Annotated in this window: 21 protein-coding genes; 11 read left to right on the top strand and 10 right to left on the bottom strand. The window is 59.9% G+C overall.

Features of this window, described 5'->3' with window-relative positions:
- Positions 1-57: 57 nt before the first annotated feature.
- Genes KF841_13415 through KF841_13405 form a run of 3 tightly spaced genes read right to left on the bottom strand, consistent with a single transcriptional unit; the run spans position 58 to position 3,781 of the window.
- Positions 58-1,290, bottom strand: coding sequence for a glycosyltransferase (locus KF841_13415; protein ID MBX3396356.1), 1,233 nt, complete (start codon positions 1,288-1,290; stop codon positions 58-60).
- Positions 1,259-2,995: an adenylyltransferase/cytidyltransferase family protein gene (locus KF841_13410; GenBank protein ID MBX3396355.1), complete on the bottom strand. Its 1,737-nt coding sequence runs from the start codon at positions 2,993-2,995 to the stop codon at positions 1,259-1,261. The genes KF841_13415 and KF841_13410 overlap by 32 nt, the downstream gene beginning before the upstream one ends.
- 24 nt (positions 2,996-3,019) lie before the next feature.
- A complete protein-coding gene (locus tag KF841_13405) occupies positions 3,020-3,781 on the bottom strand; it encodes a hypothetical protein (GenBank protein ID MBX3396354.1) in 762 nt (253 codons plus the stop codon).
- Between the two features lie 400 nt (positions 3,782-4,181).
- Here KF841_13405 and KF841_13400 point away from each other — a divergent pair, with 400 nt between their 5' ends.
- The 3 genes from KF841_13400 (at position 4,182) to KF841_13390 (ending at position 6,552) form a co-directional block, all read left to right on the top strand.
- On the top strand, positions 4,182-5,138 hold the full coding sequence (locus KF841_13400; protein MBX3396353.1) for an FHA domain-containing protein: 957 nt from the start codon (positions 4,182-4,184) through the stop codon (positions 5,136-5,138).
- 332 nt (positions 5,139-5,470) lie between these two features.
- On the top strand, positions 5,471-6,046 hold the full coding sequence (locus KF841_13395) for a hypothetical protein (GenBank protein ID MBX3396352.1): 576 nt from the start codon (positions 5,471-5,473) through the stop codon (positions 6,044-6,046).
- A 158-nt stretch (positions 6,047-6,204) separates the two neighbouring features.
- Positions 6,205-6,552 carry a hypothetical protein gene (locus KF841_13390; GenBank protein ID MBX3396351.1) on the top strand — a complete coding sequence of 116 codons (348 nt, stop codon included), beginning with the start codon at positions 6,205-6,207 and terminating at the stop codon, positions 6,550-6,552.
- 43 nt (positions 6,553-6,595) lie between these two features.
- On the opposite strand, the gene KF841_13385 is transcribed toward KF841_13390, so the two are convergent.
- Together KF841_13385 and dxr are read right to left on the bottom strand one after the other, a co-directional pair.
- Positions 6,596-9,256 carry a site-2 protease family protein gene (locus KF841_13385; protein MBX3396350.1) on the bottom strand — a complete coding sequence of 887 codons (2,661 nt, stop codon included), beginning with the start codon at positions 9,254-9,256 and terminating at the stop codon, positions 6,596-6,598.
- The gene (gene dxr, locus KF841_13380; protein ID MBX3396349.1) at positions 9,241-10,401 is read right to left on the bottom strand and encodes a 1-deoxy-D-xylulose-5-phosphate reductoisomerase; all 1,161 of its coding nucleotides are present in this window, start codon (positions 10,399-10,401) and stop codon (positions 9,241-9,243) included. Before dxr ends, KF841_13385 begins: the two co-directional genes overlap by 16 nt.
- Before the next feature lie 265 nt (positions 10,402-10,666).
- On the opposite strand from dxr, the gene hydA reads away from it, so the two are divergent.
- The 3 genes from hydA to KF841_13365 all read left to right on the top strand — a co-directional run bounded on the left by hydA (position 10,667) and on the right by KF841_13365 (position 13,870).
- A complete protein-coding gene (hydA, locus tag KF841_13375; protein ID MBX3396348.1) occupies positions 10,667-12,067 on the top strand; it encodes a dihydropyrimidinase in 1,401 nt (466 codons plus the stop codon).
- A gap of 16 nt (positions 12,068-12,083) precedes the next feature.
- Positions 12,084-13,316: an amidohydrolase family protein gene (locus KF841_13370; GenBank protein MBX3396347.1), complete on the top strand. Its 1,233-nt coding sequence runs from the start codon at positions 12,084-12,086 to the stop codon at positions 13,314-13,316.
- Between the two features lie 170 nt (positions 13,317-13,486).
- Entirely contained in the window at positions 13,487-13,870 is a 384-nt protein-coding gene (locus KF841_13365) for a DUF1844 domain-containing protein (protein ID MBX3396346.1), read from the top strand.
- Between the two features lie 16 nt (positions 13,871-13,886).
- On the opposite strand, the gene KF841_13360 is transcribed toward KF841_13365, so the two are convergent.
- Positions 13,887-14,543: a DUF480 domain-containing protein gene (locus KF841_13360; protein MBX3396345.1), complete on the bottom strand. Its 657-nt coding sequence runs from the start codon at positions 14,541-14,543 to the stop codon at positions 13,887-13,889.
- A gap of 236 nt (positions 14,544-14,779) precedes the next feature.
- On the opposite strand from KF841_13360, the gene KF841_13355 reads away from it, so the two are divergent.
- A complete protein-coding gene (locus KF841_13355; protein MBX3396344.1) occupies positions 14,780-15,688 on the top strand; it encodes a chemotaxis protein CheV in 909 nt (302 codons plus the stop codon).
- 457 nt (positions 15,689-16,145) lie between these two features.
- On the top strand, positions 16,146-16,880 hold the full coding sequence (locus tag KF841_13350) for a cobalamin-dependent protein (protein MBX3396343.1): 735 nt from the start codon (positions 16,146-16,148) through the stop codon (positions 16,878-16,880).
- A 137-nt stretch (positions 16,881-17,017) separates the two neighbouring features.
- Here the strand turns inward: KF841_13350 and KF841_13345 are convergent, their stop codons facing one another.
- Complete coding sequence (locus KF841_13345) at positions 17,018-17,875, bottom strand: hypothetical protein (GenBank protein MBX3396342.1); 858 nt, start codon at positions 17,873-17,875, stop codon at positions 17,018-17,020.
- 128 nt (positions 17,876-18,003) lie between these two features.
- Positions 18,004-18,660 carry a hypothetical protein gene (locus tag KF841_13340; protein MBX3396341.1) on the bottom strand — a complete coding sequence of 219 codons (657 nt, stop codon included), beginning with the start codon at positions 18,658-18,660 and terminating at the stop codon, positions 18,004-18,006.
- A 169-nt stretch (positions 18,661-18,829) separates the two neighbouring features.
- Here KF841_13340 and hslV point away from each other — a divergent pair, with 169 nt between their 5' ends.
- The 3 genes from hslV to KF841_13325 all read left to right on the top strand — a co-directional run bounded on the left by hslV (position 18,830) and on the right by KF841_13325 (position 22,351).
- A complete protein-coding gene (gene hslV, locus KF841_13335; protein MBX3396340.1) occupies positions 18,830-19,372 on the top strand; it encodes an ATP-dependent protease subunit HslV in 543 nt (180 codons plus the stop codon).
- Positions 19,356-21,320, top strand: coding sequence for an alkaline phosphatase D family protein (locus KF841_13330; GenBank protein ID MBX3396339.1), 1,965 nt, complete (start codon positions 19,356-19,358; stop codon positions 21,318-21,320). Before hslV ends, KF841_13330 begins: the two co-directional genes overlap by 17 nt.
- 71 nt (positions 21,321-21,391) lie before the next feature.
- Entirely contained in the window at positions 21,392-22,351 is a 960-nt protein-coding gene (locus KF841_13325; GenBank protein MBX3396338.1) for an SDR family oxidoreductase, read from the top strand.
- 60 nt (positions 22,352-22,411) lie between these two features.
- Here the strand turns inward: KF841_13325 and KF841_13320 are convergent, their stop codons facing one another.
- Both KF841_13320 and KF841_13315 read right to left on the bottom strand, forming a co-directional pair.
- Positions 22,412-22,729, bottom strand: coding sequence for a hypothetical protein (locus tag KF841_13320; protein ID MBX3396337.1), 318 nt, complete (start codon positions 22,727-22,729; stop codon positions 22,412-22,414).
- Between the two features lie 338 nt (positions 22,730-23,067).
- Positions 23,068-23,487: a cytochrome c gene (locus KF841_13315; protein MBX3396336.1), complete on the bottom strand. Its 420-nt coding sequence runs from the start codon at positions 23,485-23,487 to the stop codon at positions 23,068-23,070.
- Positions 23,488-23,713: the final 226 nt, after the last annotated feature.

Raw genomic sequence — 23,713 nt, 5'->3', positions numbered from 1 at the left:
AGAATCAACATCACGCCCGGCACGAAATTCGGACGCGGGTCGGCCGGTTCTTTCCGCTCAACCGGCGTCGGCCCAGGGCGCGAGCGAGACAATCGGCAATCCAACGAACGAGGCGGATAACTCCAGCCGGAGATCCTCAGCCGCACCGGGCGAAAGACTTCCGACGATCAGGCCATCGACGCCCTTCATCTCGCGATCCTCGACGGCCCTCAACGGCACGCCGCGCCACAGCGTCTCACCCAGGTGCAACCCGCGCGGATCATAAACAGCGACGACGCGAATTCCAAGCGAATTCGCCACATCGACAACCTGTTCCGCGCCTTTTCCGCGCGTCCAGATTGCAGCGCGCCGAATTCCATACTTATCGGTCCACTCGCGCAAAACCCGCCGGGCGATCTCCAGCCCATACAGCGATTCGAACTCCACGACCGTCAATGGACGTGCCTCAGATCTGGCACACTCACCCAATCCAATGGCGAATTCCCTCGAATCGTCTTGAGCGGCATCCGTGCCCTCCAGCCCACGGATTGCAGCTTCATAGCCGATGAGTGCGCCTTCCTTGACTGCAACGCGCCGATACCGCTCCAGGGTCGATGCAATGAGATCTTCTCGCAGCGAATCCGGTGCGAATCGCCGCCACAATGCAACGTTATTGCGAATGAGATATCGCACCATGCGATTGTGATCGCGATTTTCAGCCGTACGGCGGTGCCGAACCACCAGTTCTCCGTGCGGCTCGATTCGAAGACCCCGCTGCCACAATCGGCAGCAGAGGGCGTATTCTTCGACGTAATAACCAAACTCCGGCGGATAGCCTCCCGTATCCAGAAATGAGTCCCGCCGAACGGCGCCGCCGCAGTTGAAAATCACTCCCGGTACACCACCGGCATCATGCCGCTGTGGGGAATCCGCCAGCAGTACGCGGCAGGCCACCGCACCAAGCTCCCGACGCTCATCCATTCGGGAAACAACGCGATCCAGCACACCCGGTTCGGGCCAGCTGTCGTCATCGAGCATGAAAAGTATGCGTCCGCGCGCGGCCCGGGCCCCGACATTTCTCGCCGCCGCTGACATATTTTCTTCGAGAGAAATCCAACGAACCCGCGGAAACTGCCAACGAAGCGATTCTGAACCATCCGTCGAACCGTTATCAACGACGATCATCTCGAAACGCCGGCTGTCCGGCAGCGCGTGCAGCTTTTCCAGCGTGTGTCTCAACACCTCTCGACGATTGCGCGTGGGTATGATCAGGCTGCAATCAAAGGCAACCGGCGAAGGCGGTCGGTTCATGACTCGAACTGCTCCTCTCACGCTGGGCGGCGGTACGTTCCGCCCCCGACATCGAGGCGACCGCCAGTTCTCGGCGATGCCGGGTGACGCGACGAATCTCGTCCGCGGTGACCGTGCTCGGACCCAACCGATCTATCGCCAGCCCCGCCGAAATCGCACCGAGATAGGCGGCCTGCATGAGGTTCCCACCGCAGGCAACGGCCAGAGCGGCCGATGCAAAGAGCGTGTCACCCGCACCAAGTCGATCCACCATTTGTGTCCCGAAGGCAGGAAGATACTCGCTGAGCAAACGACCGCCCCACGATGGACTCGAACGATCGTGCGAGGGCCGGTCGAAAGTCACCAGACCGCATTTGCCGAGTGTGCCGATCAGCCGACGCGCGCCGGTGTCCTGCATCAGCCGGTATGCAAGCGTTGACAAGCCCGCGTCACGCTCGTTCAACGCAGCCCGCAGGCGGCGCTCGGAACAGCACGCCAGATCCACTTCGTTGAAGACTTCCGTGCGGGATTGCGAATCGCCACAGGCGCCTGCCACGAATGAGAATCGAAGCCGCAGGTCGTCCTGGATCGCACGTCGCAGACCCGGTGAGAAAGCGCCGAATCCTGCGTCATACAAAATCAAAGCGGCATCTCCCTCCGCCGCGGATGTCAGTTCCGCGCAAACTGCGCGCTCCAAAGCCGAATCAATCGAGGCCGCCCCCGATCGATGAATGCGAAAGACTTTCTTGTCTTCAACGAGGTAGCGCGTGTTGACCGCGCAGTCGACTTCCCGGCCGTCGCGCGCCACATGGCCGGATGGAACGATCGGACGCACCTCAACGCCGTGCTGCCGAAGCGTCTCACACATCCGGTTTGAGAGCGGGCCGCCGCTCTGCGACGTCACCAGCACCGGCCGCGCGCCCAGCGCCGCCAGTTGTAATGCGATAAACGCCGCACCTCCTGGAAAATCGCGCTGATCCAGTTCGCGAAGCGACATCATCGGCGACTCCGTCGACATGGCGCCGTCATCACAGAGCACATATCGCTCAATGAATGCGTCACCATAGACGACGAACAACTTTCCGCTCGCAGCGTCCAGCAGCGAGCCGATCGCAGATCGACTTACGCCGTGACGCTGGCAGACGAGTGCAAGCCGCGTGTCCGACAGTTCGATCTCTTCCGCCATCAAGTCAACAATTCGACTCGAGCTGAAAACAACATCTCCACTCGAGAAGACAACCAGGCCGCCATATCCCTCGACGATCGCCCGCTCCGCCAGGAACCGAGGATCGTCGCTCGTGGCATACTCACGGCCCTTGACGTAGACGTCCGGCCGAATCAAGTCCAGCACTTCAGCCGCCGTCGGATGCGGATCGATCACCACATAATCAACGAACGTCAGTGCCGCCAGATTCTCCGCACGCAGTTCTTCCGGAATGTACGGCCGTTGCGTGCCCTTCTCGATTCGCGCATCGCCGGTGATTGATACGACGAGCAGGTCGCCCTGCGCTCTTGCGGCCTGCAGGTAGCGTATGTGGCCCGGATGAACGATGTCGAAGCATCCGTGACACTGAACGACGATTGGGCGTGTCAACGAGCCGGACCCGCTCAGTGTGCCGGACGATCGCGGATGACACCTTTTCTGCTCCAGCACCTGCACGAGGGATTCAGGTGTCATAATCTTGTCGCGAAATCCGAGGACCGAGGTCGAAGCGATCGCCGACATGCGAGCCGCCTTTCAAAGTGGGCGTCAGGCGCGGTGAGACAATAAGCGAATGGTTTCGAACACGCCGCGCGCCGCAAGCGTTCCAAGCAGGAGTAAGACGAGCGTTCCAATCGTCACGCAGAAGAGCGGCCATCCGCCCGCAATGATCTCGGCCGGACGGGATGTAAGCGTGCCGATCAGCGCCGAAGCCGCGGACAGGATGACGATCGCGCCCAGGTGCCCGGCTGCATTGCCTTTGAAGGGTGACAACCGAACAGATAGCGAGATGAGCAGATAGGTCAGTAGAAAAACCTGCCAATCAACCGCATTCGAATGTCGAAGTCCGTCGAGCGTCCGCTCGGCCAACGTGATCATTCCCCGAAGCTGATCCCAGAAGACCGATAACGACACTGGCAATTCGAACGCGACCGTTTTCGTATCGACGCCAGCCACCGACTCCAGCACCGGCTGACCGAACCGCGTCAGCACGACATAAATCGCCAGCAGCGTGAAGGCCAGTGGCACGAAAGCGACCATCAGCGGGCCGAAAAACGGTACATTGGGCTCATAGGGAAAACCATCAAACGCCCGTGGTTCTTTCTTGTCCGGAGGAGCGACTGCCTTGGGATTGAGCCTGGCTCCGGTAACCAGTAACGCGACAATACGTCCGATATACGCGATGGCTGTGCCGGGAAAAAGCAAGATATCAAGCGTGCGCTGCGTCACCATGGTCGCCCAGAGGCGATCGATTCCCCACGCCATGAATACGGCGATGAGCAACCAGATGCAGGCGGCCGCATAAATCATGCAACGAACTCGCGCAAAAATTGCCGCGCGCACCACGCGCGCAACGCCCTAACAAGTATCGGTCAGATGAAATCGTCGAATTAAAGCCCGGCCACTTCGAATGGGGCCACCCGGCAAGACCGGCGGATCGTCGATGATCGGGCCGCAGCAGTTACCGCACCCGCGGCACGAATCCGGCGATCATCCGCAACGAAATGATGATCGGCGAACTCACGGCCGCTCGCGATTTTCGCCAGCCCGCCGATTCTCCCGCGTGCGGAACGGCGCGATTTCATGCCCCTTCGACCGTGGCGTGTATAATCTCGGCGAATGAGTCTGTAAGATCGGGCCGAAGATCATTGGCCGCGGACCAAGCCGTGTCGTGCTGATTGGATCCGCCGCAGGTTCTCCTGGAACGCTCATGGCTTTGACAGTCTGCTGCCCCTGCGGCGCCCCGCTCGAATGCGAACGAGTTGATCTGCTCGTCCACGCCACATGTCCGGCCTGCGGGCGCGCCCTGCAGATCGAGCTGGATGACGGCCACAAAGGCCGAAATCGCGCGATCCTCACCGTCATGGAAGGGCCGTTCTGGGTGGGAGAGCAATTCGTCATGCCGATCGGGCAGGACCTGTTCATCGGCAAAGGTGAGGGAAACTGGCTGTCCCTTGAAAGTGACGAGATCGCCGATCGACACTGCCGCATCAAAGTGACGCCCCGGGGAGCCGTACAAATCGAGGATATGGACAGCGTGGCGGGGACCTGGATCGGATCACTGCGAATCGCGCGCGGGAAGCTCCATCCGACCGAATCCTTCAGGATCGGGGAGTATCGCCTTCGCCTTGATTTTCAGGCAGCCATCGGTGGCGAAATTGTCTCCAGGCAGATTCTCAATCTCGATGAATCGTACATCCTGCCGGAGCTCCGCCCCGTCGAGTCATCGAAGTCGATCATCGGGCGGCTCGTCACAAATCGCTTTGGCGTAGCCCGCGAGATGATCGTTCACTTCTCCTGGCTGATCGCGGCCTATCACTTGTTCGCGCTTCGCGCCGCTCCGAGGAACTGGCAATGGTATGAAGCATTAATGCCGTCCGTGCTCATGCTGGCGGCATTGAATGCCGCGGGGCGGAAGGTCGCCCTTGTTCATCATTACTTCAAATTCGCTGTGATCGGCGTACTGATCGCGATCGTCATCAACGACGCAGCCGCCTGGGCGGACCCGTTGCCGGCGATCGGCGCGCTGGTTTTTGCAGCATCGCTCCCACTGCTGACTGTCCAGACGCCGTCACCCGGTCGAGCGACCGCGGGCGCCATTCTCGCGGGACTGGCGATCGTCTACTCGGCCATCATCGCGCTGCGGGCAGCGTTGTTGCTATTCTGACGTGTGATTCGTGGAACGGAATTTCGCGCCGCGGCGAATCCGGGTGTCCCGGCGCTTTGTCACCCGGAACCGGCAACGGAATTGACTCGATTACCCCTGTTATCCGATTGATACGACAGCCCGCCGATGGTTATACTGAATTCAGTACATTTCCGTCACGGCGCGGCGGGCATTCACTTCATTCGATCCATCTCGCTGTTCACCGTCGCTCGTGGTGGCGTTGACATCCAGACCCGGACCGGCGCGATGTCGGATCACGGCCTTTGGCGTTCGAGCGAGTTCGATGCGCCGAATTCAGGCCCGATCGTTCGGTCCCAGACGGAGGCGGTATCATGCCAGAAGGCTCGAATCGAGTATGTGAAGGCTGTCACGGCGAAATCACACCGAATCAGATCATCGCTCGACAGGCGGGGCTGGTGAACGGCGTACTACTTTGCCCGCAGTGCATCGCAAAAAAACGCGAAGAGCTGATGCGCGCTCGAGCCGTTCATCAAGCGACGACAGCGGAGGACAACGGAGCGGAAAAAGACACCAACCAGGGTCGCGTCTATTTTCCACCCGTCCACGAGGGAGAAGGTGCCGAAGACGCGTCACTGACTCTCGTCTCGGAGGAGGAAGTCGGTCGTGTCACGCACAAGATTCGCAGCTTTGCCGAGGGCAGCACGCTCGCCGGCGTGCACCACGAAGAGCATTTCAAGCGACCCCTCGCCGCCGCCGACCTGCCCGCCACGCGCTGTCGCACCTTCCACGGAAAGCTGACGGCGGCCGGTCTGGCCCACATGGACGAGCAGATTAACGACTGGCTCGACAGCAACTCCGAGCTGTTCATCAAGGCCTCGTCGTCGACGGTCGGAATATTCGAAGGAAAATCCAAGGAGCCGCATCTCCTGGTGACGGTCTTCTATTGACGTCTCGGTTGCGAACTCGATTCACCACTGACCTTTAACGCACGTGGGCTTCGGCCGGGTATCAAGAGGCGCGAAGACCGATTCAATTCGGAATTTTCTACTGGCCCGCGGACCGCACCGCCGATGTCGCTCAGAGAGAGCCATCGAAAGGTCCGGCCATGTGGACTACCGCAATAACCGCGTTTTTCATGCTCCCGCAGGTCGTCGCATTGGGATTGCAGGCGGAGATTCCGCCGAGTCACGGGCGCATTTGCAGCGAACCGGGCGAAATCGTTGTATCGACGCTGTCCATCATCAATGAGACAAACTGCCCTGTGCACATTTATCTGGATGATGATTTCGTCGGAACCTGCGAATCGTTCGGCACGCTGAAGATTCGGGTTCATCGCGTGGGCGAAGTCGTGCTCCTGGCGCGATCGCTCTGCGACACATGGGGGCCCGTGGTGCGAACGCTGAATCCGGATCAAGCCGCCGTCTGGCGGATCACGGAGCGCGGCCGGCAGTGAGCCCCGGCGCAACAGCCGCATGGAACCGGGCGCAAGACGCCTTTTACGCCCCGGTCACCAGTCGCAGAATATCCTGATAGGTCACCAGGATGAACACGGTCGCGATCAAGGCGATGCCCAGAAGTTGCGTCGCCACCTGCGTCTTGATGCTCACCGGCTCTCCGCGAATTTTCTCGAGGATCAGAAACAGGAACAATCCGCCGTCCACGATGGGTAGCGGCAGGAAGTTAATCACCGCGAGATTCGCCGAGATCAGGCCGAGAAACCAGAACAAGGCGATAATCCCGCCTTGTGCCACTTCCGAACCCTTGTGGGCGATTCCGAGTGGGCCGCTCACATTGGAGACACCCACCGTGCGGGTGAAGAGCATGTGACGAATCGTCTTGATCGTGGACATCGTCGCGTGATGCGCCTGCTCGACGCCGGCCACGAATGCCTTCAATGGATTCGGAGTCGACTGCCACTCAACGAGGGGATAGCAGAAAAACGTCATCGCGTAGTACTGCACGCGGCTCGGCCAGGGATCGGTGTTTTCCGCCGTCACCGCATATTCGCCATTTTTCCGTTCGCCGGACGGCGTGACATACTCGACCGCTACGGTTTTGCCGATATTTTCCTTGAGCAGCGCCTCGATCGCCCGCCAATCGGGCAGCGACAGCGAAACCTCCTTGAACCCGCCCCCCAGCGTATCCGCCACACGGACCACGCACTGGGTTTTGTCCGCAACCTTCACGATACGATCTTCCGCGCCAATCCCGAGGGAAGTCTGCACTGAAGCAGGCACGATAAACGACGTCCGCGTGATTTCGTTGACGAGTCGATACTCAATCTGCACGGTCTTGCCGGCATTGGCCGCAAGCGCGTGCGACAGTTCGTACCAACGGCGCACAGGTCTGTCGTTCACCGAGAGAATCACTGCGCCACGCTTGAGACCCGACTGCTGTGCGGGTGTCACACGTTCGCCGAATTTCGAGATGACATCCGCCACGAACAAATGGTCTTCATCAATATTCCGGACATCGGCGTCGATGGTCGCCGCAGGGCGGCTGAATAACGCGAACGGCGCCTCCGGCTTGATCGGCCCCAGCGTGAGGACATCGACTTTCTCGAACCACTTTCGCCATGCATCGACCGTACGCGCCTCCGCCAATTCCTTGTTCAGCGCGGCCACGCCGGCTTCATCAATGCCGGCGTTCCGAGCCAGATCTGCCAGCACGTCACGGGCTTCCTTCAGATCCTCGATGCCCGCGCGGATCAAACGTTCGCGCTGAGCGACGCAGAAGCTGACAACCGCGGCGGAAAGGCCATCGCGCGACAATCCCTTGCGACGCACCTGGATCGACAGGGCGCCGGGACCTGCCTTTCGGATTGCATTTACGAATTCGGAGTAGGTCGGGTATTCATAGTCGCCGATTTTCACGATCACATCGCCCGCCTTCACGCCGGCCTTGTCGAGCGATTTACCCGGAGTCGCCTGGATGACGGTCAGGCGAGGCACCAGGCCCAGCAGCGAAGCTCCGCCGCGATCGTTCGAATCGTACGGCAGAGGCAGCCACATCGCGCTGACGTTGACACGTCGGGTCTCGGTTTCGATCGGCGGATCAAACTGTTTGAGATCCTCGTCGGTCAGCGTCTCGGGATGTTTCGGCCGTTTGACAATCAACTCAATCGGACGCCCTTCGGCGCGCATCATTTCCCGGCGAACCACGCCGGCGTCGCGGCATTCCATTTCTTTGCCGTCCACAACGATCGAGTGAATCTCGTCCTTCTCGTGAAGTTCATCAGGACGTGCCGCTGATATGTCACCAAACGTGACGCCCCAGACGCGGCGCGTCTCTCCTGGTGCGACGCCGATCTGGCGAACCTCCCGCTCCTCCACGAATTCCGGCCGAATCTCCGGCGAAGGCGAGACGATCTTTCCGTCGCGCTCCACGCGCATCGTCAGCGTCTCATCCGGATCGGAAAGCGTGATCCGCATCATCAGATCATTGAAGTTGGCGATTTCATCGCCGTTAATATCAAGTATGCGGTCGCCCGGCAGCAGACCCGCCCGGCCCGCCGGGGTGTTTTCAACGACGTAACCGAGCACGGGCGAAAGCTGCGGCATGCCGACCATGTTGACGATGGTGAAGAGGATCGCGGCAAAAATGAGATTCATGATGACGCCGGCACTGACAATCACCATTCGCTTGCCGACCGGTTTGTTCGTGAAGCTGTCAGGATCGGCCTTCACTTTCAATTCGCCGGTCTTGTCAACGACGAAATCCTCCTGCCCCAGCATTTGAACATAGCCGCCGAGTGGCAGCACATTGAAGCGATATTCGGTCTCGCTCAGACCCATCTCCCGGCCGGCCGCCACCCGCTCAGCCTCGAACGCCGGTCCTTCCGGATTGTTCAATTCATCGCGTGTTGCGACACCGCGAGCGATCAGCACCTCGTCAACGCGGCGCCGATACTCCGCCTCGGTCGAGCCGAAGCGAAAGCCGATGCCCTGGCGAAACGACATCAGCCGCCGACCGAATCCAATGGCAAAGGCCTGAACGCGCACACCCGCCCACTTCGCGGCAGCGAAATGCCCCAGCTCGTGAATGAACACAACCACCGAGAAGCCGAAGATAACCAGCAGGTAGGAATACACCGTGGACATCGCCGACATGAATTCCCCGAAGATCGATGTGTCCGTGGCGCCTAAGCAATGCAGCATCGCAAAACCTCATTCCGTGCCCACCGATCGACGCAAAAGAGCGTCTCGATGGTCGGATTGTCGTCAAAGCAGTGACGTCGCGTGACGTCGCCAACCAGTTCGGCGATCTCCAGGAATGGAAACCGGCCCGCCCGAAACCCTTCAACCGCCGCCTCATTCGCGGCATTCATCGCCGCACCCGCCGTTCCCCCGCGGCGAGCCACCTCGTGCCCGATCCGAAGCGCCGGAAACCTCGCCTCATCCGGTGGTTCGAAGTGCATCCGCCCGAGCTTCGAGAAATCAACCCGGGGGCAATCTCCGGCCAGACGGCGCGGATAGGTCAGCGCATATTGAATCGGCGTTCGCATATCCGGGCTGCCCAGTTGCGCCACGACCGATCCATCGCGAAACGCCACCATCGAATGGATGATCGACTCGGGGTGGATCACAACTTCAATACGATTCGGATCCAGATCGAACAACCATTTGGCCTCGATGATCTCCAGTGCTTTGTTCATCATCGTGGCGCTGTCGATCGTGATCTTCGGTCCCATATCCCATGTCGGATGTTTCAACGCATCCGACAGCGTCGCCTCGCGCATCCGCTCGAGCGGCCACGTCCGAAACGGTCCGCCTGATGCCGTCAGGATGATTCGCTCGATCTCCTCGTGTCGACCGGAATGCAGCGATTGATAAATCGCCGAATGCTCGCTGTCGACCGGAATCAGTTGGGCGCCGGACCGCGTCGCGGCCTCCACCATCAAGCGACCCGCGACAACCAGAGATTCCTTGTTTGCCAGTCCGACCGTCAGTCCACGCTCAACGGCGGCCAAGGTCGCGGGCAATCCCGCCACGCCGACGATACCTGCGAGAACGAAGTCGGTGTCGTATTCTTTCACGAGGCGGACCAGCGAATCCGTTCCCACCAGAAGCTCGGTCGAAATTTTAGCTGCCCGAAGCGCCGCTCGAGCCTTTTCTCCCGCGACGGGATCCGATAGCACCGCCACACACGGTCGAAATCGCGTGATCTGCTCAACCAGCCGCTCCCAACTGGAGTCGGCCGCCAGGCCCACGATCTCAAATTCACCAGGAAGGGACTCCGCGACCGAAAGTGCACTGCGACCTATGGAACCCGTGGAGCCGAGAATGATGACCCGTTTGGGCATGGTGGGAAGAGGCACCTCCGCACGATCGCAGCTCAGTTAATGCGAGTCGGCGAAACTAGTTGCGCAGGTCGTGTCTGCGGGAACCGGAATCCCGCGAGAAGCGTAATCTTAGACCCATGCGCATCCTTCTTCAACGCGCGGCATACCGCTCACACAGCCGAAGTACCGTCACGCGTCGCCCCCACTTCCATTGACCCGCCCGCGCGCGCAACGCACAATAGCAGGGCATCCCGAAATGGATTCGAACACTCAGGGAGAGGCCATCATGTCCGCAGATACCATCATTGCAAATGGAACCGTCGTTCACGCCAAGGGTACCGAGAAGGCCGACGTTGCGATCGCCGGCGAGAAGATCGTCAAGGTCGGCAAGGGCCTCGCCAAAAAGGCGGGCGGCAACGGCACGCGCGTCATCGACGCCACTGGCTGCTATGTCATGCCCGGCGCGATCGACGTCCACGTCCATCTCGAACTCCCATTCTGCGGAACCACATCGGCCGACGATTACAACACGGGAACCCGGGCGGCCGCTCGAGGCGGCGTAACGACGGTCATCGACTTCGCGATTCCTTATGGAGACGAATCACTCCAGGATGCCGTCGATAACTGGATGTCTCGCGCTCAGAAGGCCTGTGTCGACTACAGCTTCCACGTCGCGGTCACCAAATGGGAACGCCACAAGCACGAAATGGCGGACATGGTCAAACAGGGCTTGACCACGTTCAAGCAGTTCATGATCTACGAGAAGGAAGGCTGGCAGGCTGACGACGCCGCCATCTTCGGCGCCCTTGAAAAATGCCGCGAATTGAACGCGATGCTGCTGATTCACGCGGAGAGCAGCCGCGTGCTTGATGAGTTGATCGCCCGCCACCACAACGAAGAGGAAATGAAGCAGCTCGGCGCCCAGTTGCACGCCATCACGCGACCGAACTTCATCGAAGCCGAGGCGATCCAGCGAGCCGTGAAATGGGCTGAGGTCACCGGCGGCCGACTCTATATCGTCCACATGTCCACGGCCGAAGGCACGGACATCATCGCCGAGGCGCAGAAGCGCGGACTTAAGAACGTCTTCGCCGAAACCTGCGTGCAATACCTCGTGCTGGACGACTCCATCTTCAAGGGCGAAGACGGCCACCTCTACGCATGCTGCCCCCAGATCAAGAAAAAACCGGACCAGGCCCGCATATGGAAGGGCCTGAAGAAAGACACGGTCAGCGTCATCTCGACTGACACCTGCACCTTCAACCGCGAACAGAAGGCAATGTGGAGCGGCGATTGGACCCGTATTCCAATGGGCCTGCCGGGACTCGAAACGCTCGTTCCGCTTGTCTATACCTACGGCGTGACGAAGGGCAGACTCTCAATCAGTGAGTTGGTGAAGAAGTGTTCAACGGTGCCGGCTCGGATGATGGGACTCGGCGATCGAAAAGGACAAATCAAGAAGGGCTTCGACGCCGACATCGCCATCATTCATCCCAGGCACAAGATCAAGGTCAATCCCGCGGAGATGGAAACCAACGCCGACTGGTCGCCTTACGAGGGCTGGAACCTGGCCGGCTTTGCAAGAACGACCCTCTCCCGCGGGCGCGTCATTGTCGATGATTACAAGTTCTGCGGCGAAAACGGCTGGGGCAGGTTCCTCGCTCGCGGCGTTCCCGGCGCCATCTGATGTGTGCCGGTATCGAATGACCATCTATCGCGCGAGATGCATCGCCCCGGTCGCCACGCCGCCGATTGACGACGGCTGCATTGCCGTCGATGGCACGCGCATCACGGCCGTCGGCCCCACTGCTGACATCCGCGACCATCGGCCGTCAGGCACGCCGCTGATCGATCTCGGCGACGTGATCGTGACACCTGGATTCATCAACGCACACGCACACCTCGAACTGACCGCCTACCGCGACATGATCCCGGCCGAGCCCTTATGGACGTGGATCGAGAAGCTGATTGAACTTCGCAGGCGCCCTCACGCCGCCCGTTTGGAACAGGAGGGAATTGGCGCCGGCATCGATGAATCCATTGCGGCCGGTGTGACCTGTATCGGCGACATCTCACGCACGGGAGCCGCCACGGCCGCGCTGGCCGCGTCTCCGATTCGTGCCGTCGCATTTATCGAGTTGATCAGCGGGGCTCGCGAGGAGCCGTGCGACTGCGCCTCGCTGATTCGAGCAGTCGAAACGGCGAAGAAAATGCACCAGTCCGACCGTCTTCGAGTCGGTGTCTCGCCCCACGCCCCCTATACAGTGACGCCGATCGACATGATGCACACCCTCGAATTCGCCGCTGAACAGCAAATGCCGGCGACCATCCACTGCCTTGAAACACGCGACGAAGCCGATTGGCTTGCTGGTCGTCCAAGCGGCATACAAGCCTTCTTGTCAGGTGTCGGATCGCCGAACGCCCAGAGCGATGCCGCGATGCAGGCGTCCGGCGCGCTTTGGGGTCCGGCATTCGAAGCCGCGCGACCGCTCCTGGCGCATGTCAACTACCCCACCTCGGACGACATGAGCCGGATCGCCAATGTTGGAGCATCTGTCGTCTTCTGCCCCCGTGCCCACAGGTTTTATGGTCATACAAACCATCCCTGGCGAAAACTGTTTTCAGCCGGCATCAACGTCTGCATAGGCACCGACAGCGCAGCATGCGTCCCCACGCTATCAATCCGCGACGAACTCGCGACTTTGTCCGGCACAGACCCCGATGACCTGCTTCGAATGGCCACGATCAACGGCGCGCAGGCCTTACGATGGTCTGATGAAATTGGCACCATCGAGCCCGGAAAACGCGCCGATTTCGTCGCGATTGACCTTGCTGAAATGCCCGGCGATGAGCCGATAACCGCAGTCGCAAATCCGAATTGCCGAGTGACCGCGGTTGCCATCGGGGGCAAACTGATCTCTCAGGAATTCCGTTAATCTTGTGATTACCTACAGTTCCGCGCCGAGAAAGCCTTGTCTGTGTGTTTTCAGACGTTAAGATAGGTAATTGGCCAGGAGCTCCGGACTCCACGCGATCCCCCCCATTCGCGCACCGGACCCTGGCCGCTTTATTGTCGGATCCTGACCGCGAGTAGGGAGAAAACCTGATGTCAGATGACAGCAAGAAGTTGCACATCGACGACGACTGGAAATCAGCGGCAGCCGCCGAAAAGGAGAAACTCGCGGCGGAAGTTGACGCGGACCATCCCGCCGATGCCGGCGCTTTTCCAGAACCCAGCTTTCTCGAAATCGTCCAGATTCTGGCGATGCAGGTGATGGTCGGCCTGGGCGGGATGCGCGGTCCGGGCGGCCAGCCGATTCCGCCGAACCTCGACGTCGCCAAGCATCACATCGACCTGCTGACGATCCTTGAGCAGAAAACCGAGGGCCGGCTGGAGCCCCAGGAAAAGCAAGCCCTTAACACCACACTCTACCAGCTTCGCATGGCCTACGTCGAAACCGTCAGGATGGCGACGGGCGGCGGGCGATAACCTGATCAGGTGTCATCTACATGACACACTTCATCAGTTCCGCCAGCTGCTGTTCCACCTTGGACAGCCGAGCCTCCATCTCCTCAAGCCGTGCCGAATCCACAGCGCCGGAAGCGGAGCGGGCGGTAGACATTCCGATCGGAACCGCGACCGCGGAGTTCGGAACCGGAGCCGGCGGACCTCCGAGTAGTTGCGCGAAACGTCGTTCGCGTTTGCCGGCTTCAAGAGGCATCTCCACCACCATCGGCGGATCGCATCGCTCCAACTCGGAGAGTATTTCGCGGGCGTATTCGGTTGACTCCAGGTGTGTCATGCGTCCGGCATGGGCTTTGAGCTCGCCTGATGTCTGCGGCCCGCGAATCATCAATTCGCACATGATCGCCCTTGTCGCCGCGTTCCATTGATACCGCTGCTCGACCAGATGCTGAAACCGGATCGCTCGCGAATTTCGCTCCGGCGGAGCCTGATCGACGAGCTGCCGCCGGCGCAGTGACGAGATGGCCGCGCTGACCTCGCTTTCCGTGTACTGTGTCACCGGCTCCCGATTGTTCTTCTGATTGCACGCCGCAGTGATTGCATTCGTCGTCATCGGATAGTACGCGGGCAAGGCCAGTGATTTTTCAATCAGTACGCCGAGCACCCGAATCTCGTCCGGTCGCAGATCGTATGTCATGCCAGGCTCCCGAATCGCGGCGCGGTATCGGGCCAAGGCCGGTGAACAATTGCCGCACCCCGACGCCGCAAAATGCCGCGCATTATTTCGTGAATGATGCGTCGCCGCCACCGTCCGTTATCTCGAGCCAGGACGCCGATCAGCCGTCTTTTTGCTTGACTGGATCCGTCCGATAGCCGATCGACTCACAAACTCGGCCCGCGAGCCGAATCGAACATGAGCAAAGGACTCCCGAAATGGCTACCCAACTCACGAATATTCTGACCGAGGCAGGCACCAACGAACTGGAAGTGCTCGTATTCCTGCTCGACGAAGGCTATTACGGCGTCAACGTGGCGAAGGTGCGCGAGATTGTGACGATGCCCACGCTCACGACGCTGCCTTATAGCCACGAAGCGGTCCGCGGCGTCTTCAAATTGCGCGATCATGTGCACCCGCTGATCGATCTTCGCAAGTATTTCGGCATGCCGCGGGCCGACGCGGAAGAGAACGCCCGCGTCATCGTCATGGAATTTAACAAGGATCGAATGGGGTTCCTTGTCGATCACATCGACCGAATTCACCGGGTTAGCTGGAAGGATATGAGCGAGGTGCCCTGGACCGGAGCCGAAGGCGACACCGCCATGACCAGCGTGCTCAAGATCAACAATCAGATGATTCTCATGCTCGATTTTGAGCGCATATCGTTCAAAATCGCCGGTATCGATCAACTGGCAGATGCTGCGCCGACCACCCTGGGCGTTCAGCGGCAGGATGCGCGCGTGCTCCTGGCTGATGACTCCGCCACGATGCGCCGCATGTTGACGAACTCACTGCAAAACGCCGGATTTACGAAGATCAATCTTGCTCACGATGGCGAAGAAGCCTGGAACAGCCTTCGAGCCGCGGCCGACACCGGCGAATTGCCGGACATCATCGTAACTGATATCGAGATGCCGCGCATGGACGGACTGTGTCTGACCAAGAACATCAAGGAACATCCGCAACTTAAGCATGTCCCGGTGATCGTCTTCAGCTCACTTGTCAGCGACGATAACCTCAAGAAGTGCAAGGCTGTCGGCGCCGATCGACAGTTGACGAAGCCGGAACTTCCCGGCCTCGTGACGGTCATGGACGAAGTGCTCTCGTCGGCTGTGCGCGCCTGATCGCCCAAACCAACCGTAGGAACGCTATTCGATTCGGCAAAATCGATGGTCCCGATGCGGATTTCGCGCGGGCCCGCCGTCGTCCTACCTCGGAAACTGCGTAGCATCCATGCCAAAACTCTCATAACTTATTTAATATAACAGACTTATACGATATACAATGAACATCTTCTGTTCGGGGCGCAATTATCGCGCGTAACCTAAAGAAATCTGCGCCTCTGCGCCGATTATCTATCTTACCTAAGTTATCTAAACTATCTGCTCTTCCCAAGTAACCTAGAGCACCAGCGAATGAGCGTGTCGTAGTTCCCTTCAGTCAGCCAAACGACACGACGTGCCCGAGGATCGGTGCACGAACGAGCCCAACAGAACCAATGGCCACGCGACGAAATGGAAGCCGTCGCGCCACGCAGCATGAATGCTGACGTCGGCCGCAACCAACCGGAGCCTCAATCGAATGGGAACGTCAGAACTCCTCGAACGCTACATGGAACCCCTGCTCACCGGACAGCGGCACGTCTGCCGAGAGTTGGTCCTGAAAGCACTCGACTCCGGTCACGAACCGCGGCAACTCTACCGCGAATTGGTCTGGCCGGCGCTCGAGCGGGTCGACACGCTCTACCGACAGGACCGCATCAATCTGATTGAGGAACACATGGCGACGCGCATCACGCGGACGATCGCCGATCATCTTCAAACGCGCCTGCCCCGCGCAGCCCGGCACGGCCGAAAAATCGTCGTGACCTGTGCGGCCGGCGAGGCTGAAGAACTCAGCGCGCAGATGTGCGCCGACCTGTTCGAAGCGGATGGATGGGACGTCTATTACCTCGGTGGAGGCATTCCGCAGGATGAGATCGGGTCACTCGTGGGTCAACTTCAACCCGACATGCTGATGGTTGTTGGGAGCAAGCCGTCGGATGTGCCACTGGTTCGGCAGTTGATCGACTACATCCGCGACATCGGTGCATGCCCCGCAATGAACATCCTCGTCTCTGGCGGTATCTTCAATCGAGCGGACGAACTGTGGAAGGAAGTCAAGGCCGACTACTTCGCGGAGACGGCCGCGGAAGCGCTCGAAATCGGCAGCAGCGCCGAGCCGCGCGAAACCGAAGAACGGGCGCCCGGCGCTCCGAAAAAGCGACGCCGACGCCGCCGACCGCCGCTTCTGGCACAGCTCGAAGGACACGCATGATCTCATCGGTCCGCCATGACGCATTGCCCCCTGCGGGTTCTTTTCGAGACCGGAAAGAACCCGTTTTTTTCCCGCCTCAACAACGTCGATGAGAACAATCGGTACAACCATCGATTGCGAGACGGGGCTTTCAGATCTCAACGATTTTCGCGTGCCACTTCCCTGACCTGTCGAATCGCGCCGGCAATTGTCTGATGGACTTCGAGGTTGTTGTAGATAATGAGCCGGCCACGGTGAATGACAATCGTGCCCCGGCCCCCCGCTGCTTTCCACGATCGTGGCTGGACATGGGCCATGATGACTTGCACGAGTTCGGCGGCCGGTTGATCGGCCGATTCCTTCGACTCACGGTTCCTGTCCCCGCCGGCCAAACGGGCCCCGCGTTCGGCATTGTCGCCAAGGTTGTCCATGCCTAGGAAGTTTGGAGCGGCAACCAGCAGATCCTGAACGTCGTAGACCCGCGTGACGAGACTGGTATTGATGTCCTGGCGCGTCGAAATCCAAAGGGTGTTGCCGTCGGCCTTCAGCGCAAGCACCGCCGACGGCCGCTCGTCGGTCAGCCGCTCGAAGACCCGCGCGATCAAATCGCGCAGACGGATATTCCGGGCCTCGATGTTCAGTGGGAAATCGCGTTCGATGCCGACCGCCTCGAGCGTTTTCCATCGAACGACGACGTTGGCCTCGGTCGTTCGTCCCAGCCATTCGGTGAACTCATCGAATGGCATTTCCTTAAGCGTTGCATCCTCGATGATCAAATTCAGACCGCGAACGGCAAGATTCTCTTCGAAGCGAGCCGGAGCCGGCTTAACGCCTTCGACCGGAATGGATCCGGAAGGCGCGCGCCGACGACGGACGGGCGACTGTTCGGATTCATCCTGTGCACTGCCTTTACTCTTCTGATTCCCTGAAGCGGCCTTCTGTTTCCTGTTTTTCGGTGTCGCGCCACGATCCGCCGGGCCGGTCGAATCGACTGACGTGGCATCCGACGACTGCATCGGCAAAGCCCTCGGTTCACATGAGGGCGGGTCTGCAAAGCACAGGCCGGCGAACACAGTCTGTGCCATAAGTATGACAGCAGCAAATAAGATCAGTTCATGACGTGAAACTCGGCGGGCCGGCATCCTTACGTCCCTGATCGGTAGAGTCTGGTCCTGTCGACACTCCATTGTCCGTTTTTCGATCGAATCAGATCGCGCTTCAGGCCGGTGTACCCCGGCTTCGGGTTGAACCCTGTCAGCTCGATGGCCTGTCCATCCATTCGGATGATCCACGGTCCTTTCCTTGGGGCACCTTCCGGAACCTTCGACATGTCGACGGTCACGCGCTGCACGTTTTCGGTTCGGACCTCAAACTGATTTCGTCCGACCCAGTGCGTCTCACATGTCGCGTCCTCGCTCGGACGGTACGCCTCGCGGAAGATCACCCAATCGTCAATCGGACGGAGCGGCCGAGGCGATTCGGCCTCGGAGGCGTTCGGCACCGATTCGCGGCTCCCGCTTTCGGACGGCTCGGTAGATCGGGACCGCGCATTCGGATCGCCGCCATTTTCTGAATTAGCCTCGTCGGCGGTTTGCGGGCGGACTGGTTCGGATTCATCTTCGTGCGCGTCCGGGATAGCGATTGGCGGCGGTTCCGGTTTCGCCTGCTGGGCGACGCGCGGCTCATCAGGCGAAGCGCAGCCGCAGGCCCACGTGACAACGGACAACAGGACAGGCAGCGCCGATCGACGTGAATCGATCGCAAACCAGTTTCGAACGCGCACAACTGAAACCCGCAGCATATCATATGCCTCCCGCCGATCGACAGGGCGCGCGACGCGTCGTTGTCCGCCGAATCGGCATTCTAGCGATGCAGCGCGATTGCGTGTACTTTTTTCTTTCGTAACGGCGTGGAATCCGAAAGCGGTCCACGCCTCATGATACACGCCAGGACATCAAAGGTTCCGCCCCATGCCTCGACACCCACGAATCCGTTCCACGACCATCCTCTCCGTGCGGCGCGACGGCCAAGTCGCGATCGGCGGCGACGGTCAAGTCACTCTCGGCGACGCGGTTCTCAAAGCCGATGCCGTAAAGATACGCCGACTCTACAAGGGCAGCGTGCTCACCGGCTTCGCCGGTTCGGCGGCAGACGCATTCGCGCTGCTCGAACGCTTTGAAGGGAAACTGGATCAATTCAAGGGCAATACGCGCCGCGCGGCGATCGAGCTGGCCAAGGACTGGCGAACCGATCGGGCCTTGCGCCGCCTCGAAAGCCTGCTGGCTGTTGCCGACGCCGAGTGCAGCCTAATCATCGGAGGCAATGGAGATGTCATCGAGCCGACAGACGGGATCCTCGCCATCGGCAGTGGCGGCACCTGCGCACTTGCCGCGACGCGCGCCCTCATTTCACATACGAAGCTGCCTGCCCGCGACATTGTGGAAGCCGGCCTGCGAATCGCCGGCCAGATTAACATTTACTCCAACGAGAACATCCATGTCGAAACACTCTGAGGCGGCAATTACTCGACGGAACTCGTCGTCGCGGCGCAACGCCCGGCGCTTCACGGTCGGCGCCGCGCTCCTGCTGGCCGGTGCGGCCGTGGCACTCTTGCCGGCGAATGTGTCGGCGGACGCGTTGCCAAATGGCGTCGCCGCAGGCGATGTCACGGGCACGACGGCGATTCTCTGGGCGCGCGCCACGACCGCTGGGGACGTGCGTTTCGAGTACAGCCTGAATGAGCAATTCGCCCCCATCGCGGGCACACGACTTGCGATGGCTGTTGATCCGGCCGTCCCCGTGAAAGTGGAGATCACGGACCTTTTGCCGGGCACGCTCTATTACTATCGTGTCACGGATGCGAGCGAAGCAACCTCCGCCGGTCGGTTTCGCACACCAGCGGCCGATGGACACCACGGGCTGCGCTTCGGCGTCTCGGGCGACTGGCGCGGCGATTTGGCGCCGTACCCTTCCGTGCGCAATGTTCCCGATCGTGACCTGGATCTCTTCGTCGCACTGGGCGACACCATCTATGCCGACGTCTCGTCACCCGATGTCCCTGCGCCGCAGGCGAGGACGCTCGGGGAATTCCGGATGAAACACAACGAGGTCTATTCCTCGCGATATGGCCTGAACACGCTGGCGGCGCTGCGCGGCTCGACAGCCATTCTGGCGATGATCGACGATCATGAGGTGACCAATGATTTCGCGGGCGGCGCTTCGCCGGACTCGGACGCCCGATTCGCCGGAGAGACCGGCGAGTTCATCAACGAGACGGACTTCTTCAACCGAGGTCTACAGGCATTTCACGAATTCAATCCCGTGCGCGAGGAGTATTACGGCGAGACAAACGACCGGCGTACAGCCAACAAGCGAAGGCTTTATCGCCAGCGGACATACGGGCGCGACGCCGCATTCTTTCTGCTCGATACCCGATCGTTTCGTGATGAGCCGCTTGAGGCAATCGGCGCCGTCGCACCGCAGGCAAACATCGACGCCTTTCTCATGCAGTCGTTTGACCCCGACCGCACGATGCTCGGCCGGGCACAGATCGACCAACTGAAGGATGACCTGCTTTCCGCTGATGCCGCGGGTGTGACATGGAAAATCGTAATCGTCCCGGAACCAATTCAGAACCTCGGTCCGTCGCAGGCCTCCGACCGCTTTGAAGGCTACGCGGCCGAGCGCGCGGAAATCCTTCGGTTCATCGTCGATCACAGTCTGGCCAATGTCGTGTTCGTGACCGCCGATATTCACGGCACAATCGTCAACAACCTGACCTATCAGACCGAGTACAATGGCCCACAGCTTGAGACGCGTTCGTGGGAGATTTCCACGGGCTCCGTGGCCTATGCGCCGCCCTTCGGCCCGACGGTCGCATCGTTCGTGAACGCGGACTCACTGGGCCCCCTGGCGGGCCTGTTTCAACTGACATTCGCACTGAACGATCGTCGCGGACGCGACAATATTGTGACACTCGCCGGCCAATTGCTGCTGTCCAGCTACGGCCTTGATCCAATCGGCCTCGAACAATCTCCGATCGACGCAAGACTGACTTCGGGCGGCTATGTGGCGGTCAACAGCTTCGGCTGGACGGAATTCGAGATCGACGCGCAGACGCAGTGCCTCGCCGTCACGACATGGGGCATAGACTGGTACGATCGCGACGCGATCGCCGATGATTCGCTCCTGTTCTGGCCCGTTTCCAGCGGCGGAACCAGCCGGCGTGCCTCGGTGCTGGCACGTCGCCCCGAGATCGTGAGTCAGTTTGTCGTTCGGACCGACGGATCCGATCAACCTGTCTGCCCGATTCCATCCGCTTCGTCGGACACGCTCTTCGGCGCCTGTGGATGCGGAATTCACTTCTGCTTTTCCACGTTGATCGCGCTCTCGGTGGGCGGTGCAGGCGCTGCCCGGCGGCCGGACCGACGGCCTCGCAGGCGGTCTCGCCGGAACAATTGACGCCCTGGCGTCTCGAACGTAGCCTGACGGCTCGATATCGGCGTGGTTGCCGCGATTTAGAGGACTTCGATATGTCACGGAAGACCATTCTCGTCACTGGCGGCGCCGGGTTCATCGGGTCGAATCTGTGTTTGCGCCTTTTCGACGAGGGGCACCACGTCATCTGTCTCGACAACTGCTTCACCGGGAGCATCGCCAACTTCGGCGAGCGATACCGCGACATGGTGCTGAGCGGTCGCTTTGAGTTCATTCGGCACGATGTCGTCGAACCGATCAAACTGGAAGTTGACCAGATTTATCACCTGGCCTGCCCGGCCAGTCCCGTGCATTACCAGCACAATCCGGTCAAGACAATCAAGACGAACGTGATGGGGACGTACAACATGCTGGGCCTGGCGAAGCGCGTTCGAGCGCGCATCCTGCAAGCCAGCACGAGCGAGGTTTATGGCGACCCGACTGTCCATCCACAGACCGAGGAATATTGGGGCAATGTCAATCCCATCGGCGTGCGGAGTTGCTATGACGAGGGCAAGCGCGTCGCCGAGACGCTGGTGTTCGACTATTTTCGGCAGCACAAACTGGAAATTCGCGTCGCCCGAATCTTCAACACGTACGGGCCGAATATGTCGGTGGATGACGGCCGCGTCATGAGCAACTTCATCTGCCAGGCGCTTCGCGGCGAGGCATTGACCGTGTACGGAGACGGCTCCCAGACGCGAAGCTTCTGCTACGTATCCGACCTGGTTGACGGCCTGGTGCGGCTGATGGACGGCGCCACGACCGGCCCGATCAATCTGGGCAACGATCGCGAGATGACCATGCTCGAACTGGTCAATGCCATAGGAATGGCACTTGGCAGGAAACTCGCCGTGGAGCACAAACCCCTGCCGCAAGACGACCCCCGGCAGCGAAAGCCGGATCTGACGCGGGCAAGAAGCCTGCTCGGCTTCGAGCCGCGCGTCACGTTGGAAGAGGGAATTCGTCGGACAGTCGAGTACTTCCGGCGTGCGCTGGCGGAATCACCGGTGTAGCCGCCGCGGTCGTCAACAACGCGCTGTCCGAGGCGCTTGCGGCCTTCACATCTTCAGCCGTCAACCTCCGGTGTTATCGTTGCTGTTGGCGTTGTCGTCATTGTTGTCGTTCGAGTTATCGTTATCGTTGTCGTTGTTATCGTTGTCGTTGTTGTTGTCGTCGTTGTTGTTGTCGTCGTCGTTGTTGTTGTCGTCGTCGTTGTTGTCGTTGGCGTTGTTATTCCCGTTGTTGTTCGAATTGCCGTTCTGATTCACGATGATCGTGATGCCGAGATCGCTTAGAATCTGCTGTATTTGATCCAACTGCTCGCTGGTGCAGGCTGCGATGAACATCAGTGCGGCGGCAAGAACTGGCGTCAATCGGCGTCGAATCTTCATCAAATATACTCCTTTGCGAAAAAACTCGGATGTCCGTGGTTGGAGAGAGCACGGTCGATCGGCCATGGGGCGATCGAACGGCGGTTCGATTTGGCAATTGCCATGCCAATGAATCGTTCGCGAAATCGGACCGTGTTCAGATACTCCAATCGACGGTTCCACTGAAGCACAGTCCGCTGAGCGCGAACTCGGCGCGTTGCCTACGCACAGGCGTGAAGAAAAGGCGCGCCAATTCGCACATGGGATCGAGCAGGCGTCACCCTCGACGTCATGCGGTCGGAGCCGAATCAATCAGCAGCTCTTCAAGATGCGAAAAAGGCCGCATTCTGCTTGCGGCGTTACTTTTTGAACTGGTCGTGGCAGGCACCGCAGGCGTTACCGACGGCCTTAACTGCTTCTTTCGAAGCCGCTTCGTCGCGATTCTTCAGCGCTTTGGCAAGCGTGACGCACTCGTCCATCATCTTTTTGGCGTGCCCGCGATAGTCGGAATTCTCATTGTGGTATTGATTCACGTTCGCCAGTTCGGCAAGCACCCAGGCGGATTCCGACGCCTGTTTCCACTTCTTGTCCAGCAAGCCATCCTTGACTTCCTTGAAGAGCCGGTTCTGGCATTCCATCAATTGCTCCAGTTCCATCGCAGGTTTGAAAGTCGCTGGTTTGTCGTCGGATTTCGGTTCAGCCACCACCGCCAATCCCGCACTGAGAATACCGACTCCCACCAAAACGAACGCAAAAGACTTGATATGATCCCGATACATGTTCCAATCCCCTTTTGCTTGACTCGGAGGTGACGAGGCCTGGCGTCCATACGACGGCCGTTAGACCGTTCACTCTGTTCTTGAAAATTCGCATTATGCGGTTTCGCGGCCATTTGTTCCAGCCTCCAGGCAAACCGGGGGCTGAGCTGAAATATTCGGGGAATTGTGACCCGTCCGGGCGCAACGAGCCTCGACGGAGAATCACTGAAGCGACGTGGAGGATCTC

The sequence above is a fragment of the Phycisphaerae bacterium genome, assembly GCA_019636475.1.
GTDB lineage: Bacteria > Planctomycetota > Phycisphaerae > UBA1845 > UTPLA1 > JADJRI01.
This window is presented reverse-complemented; position numbering and strand designations above follow the sequence as displayed.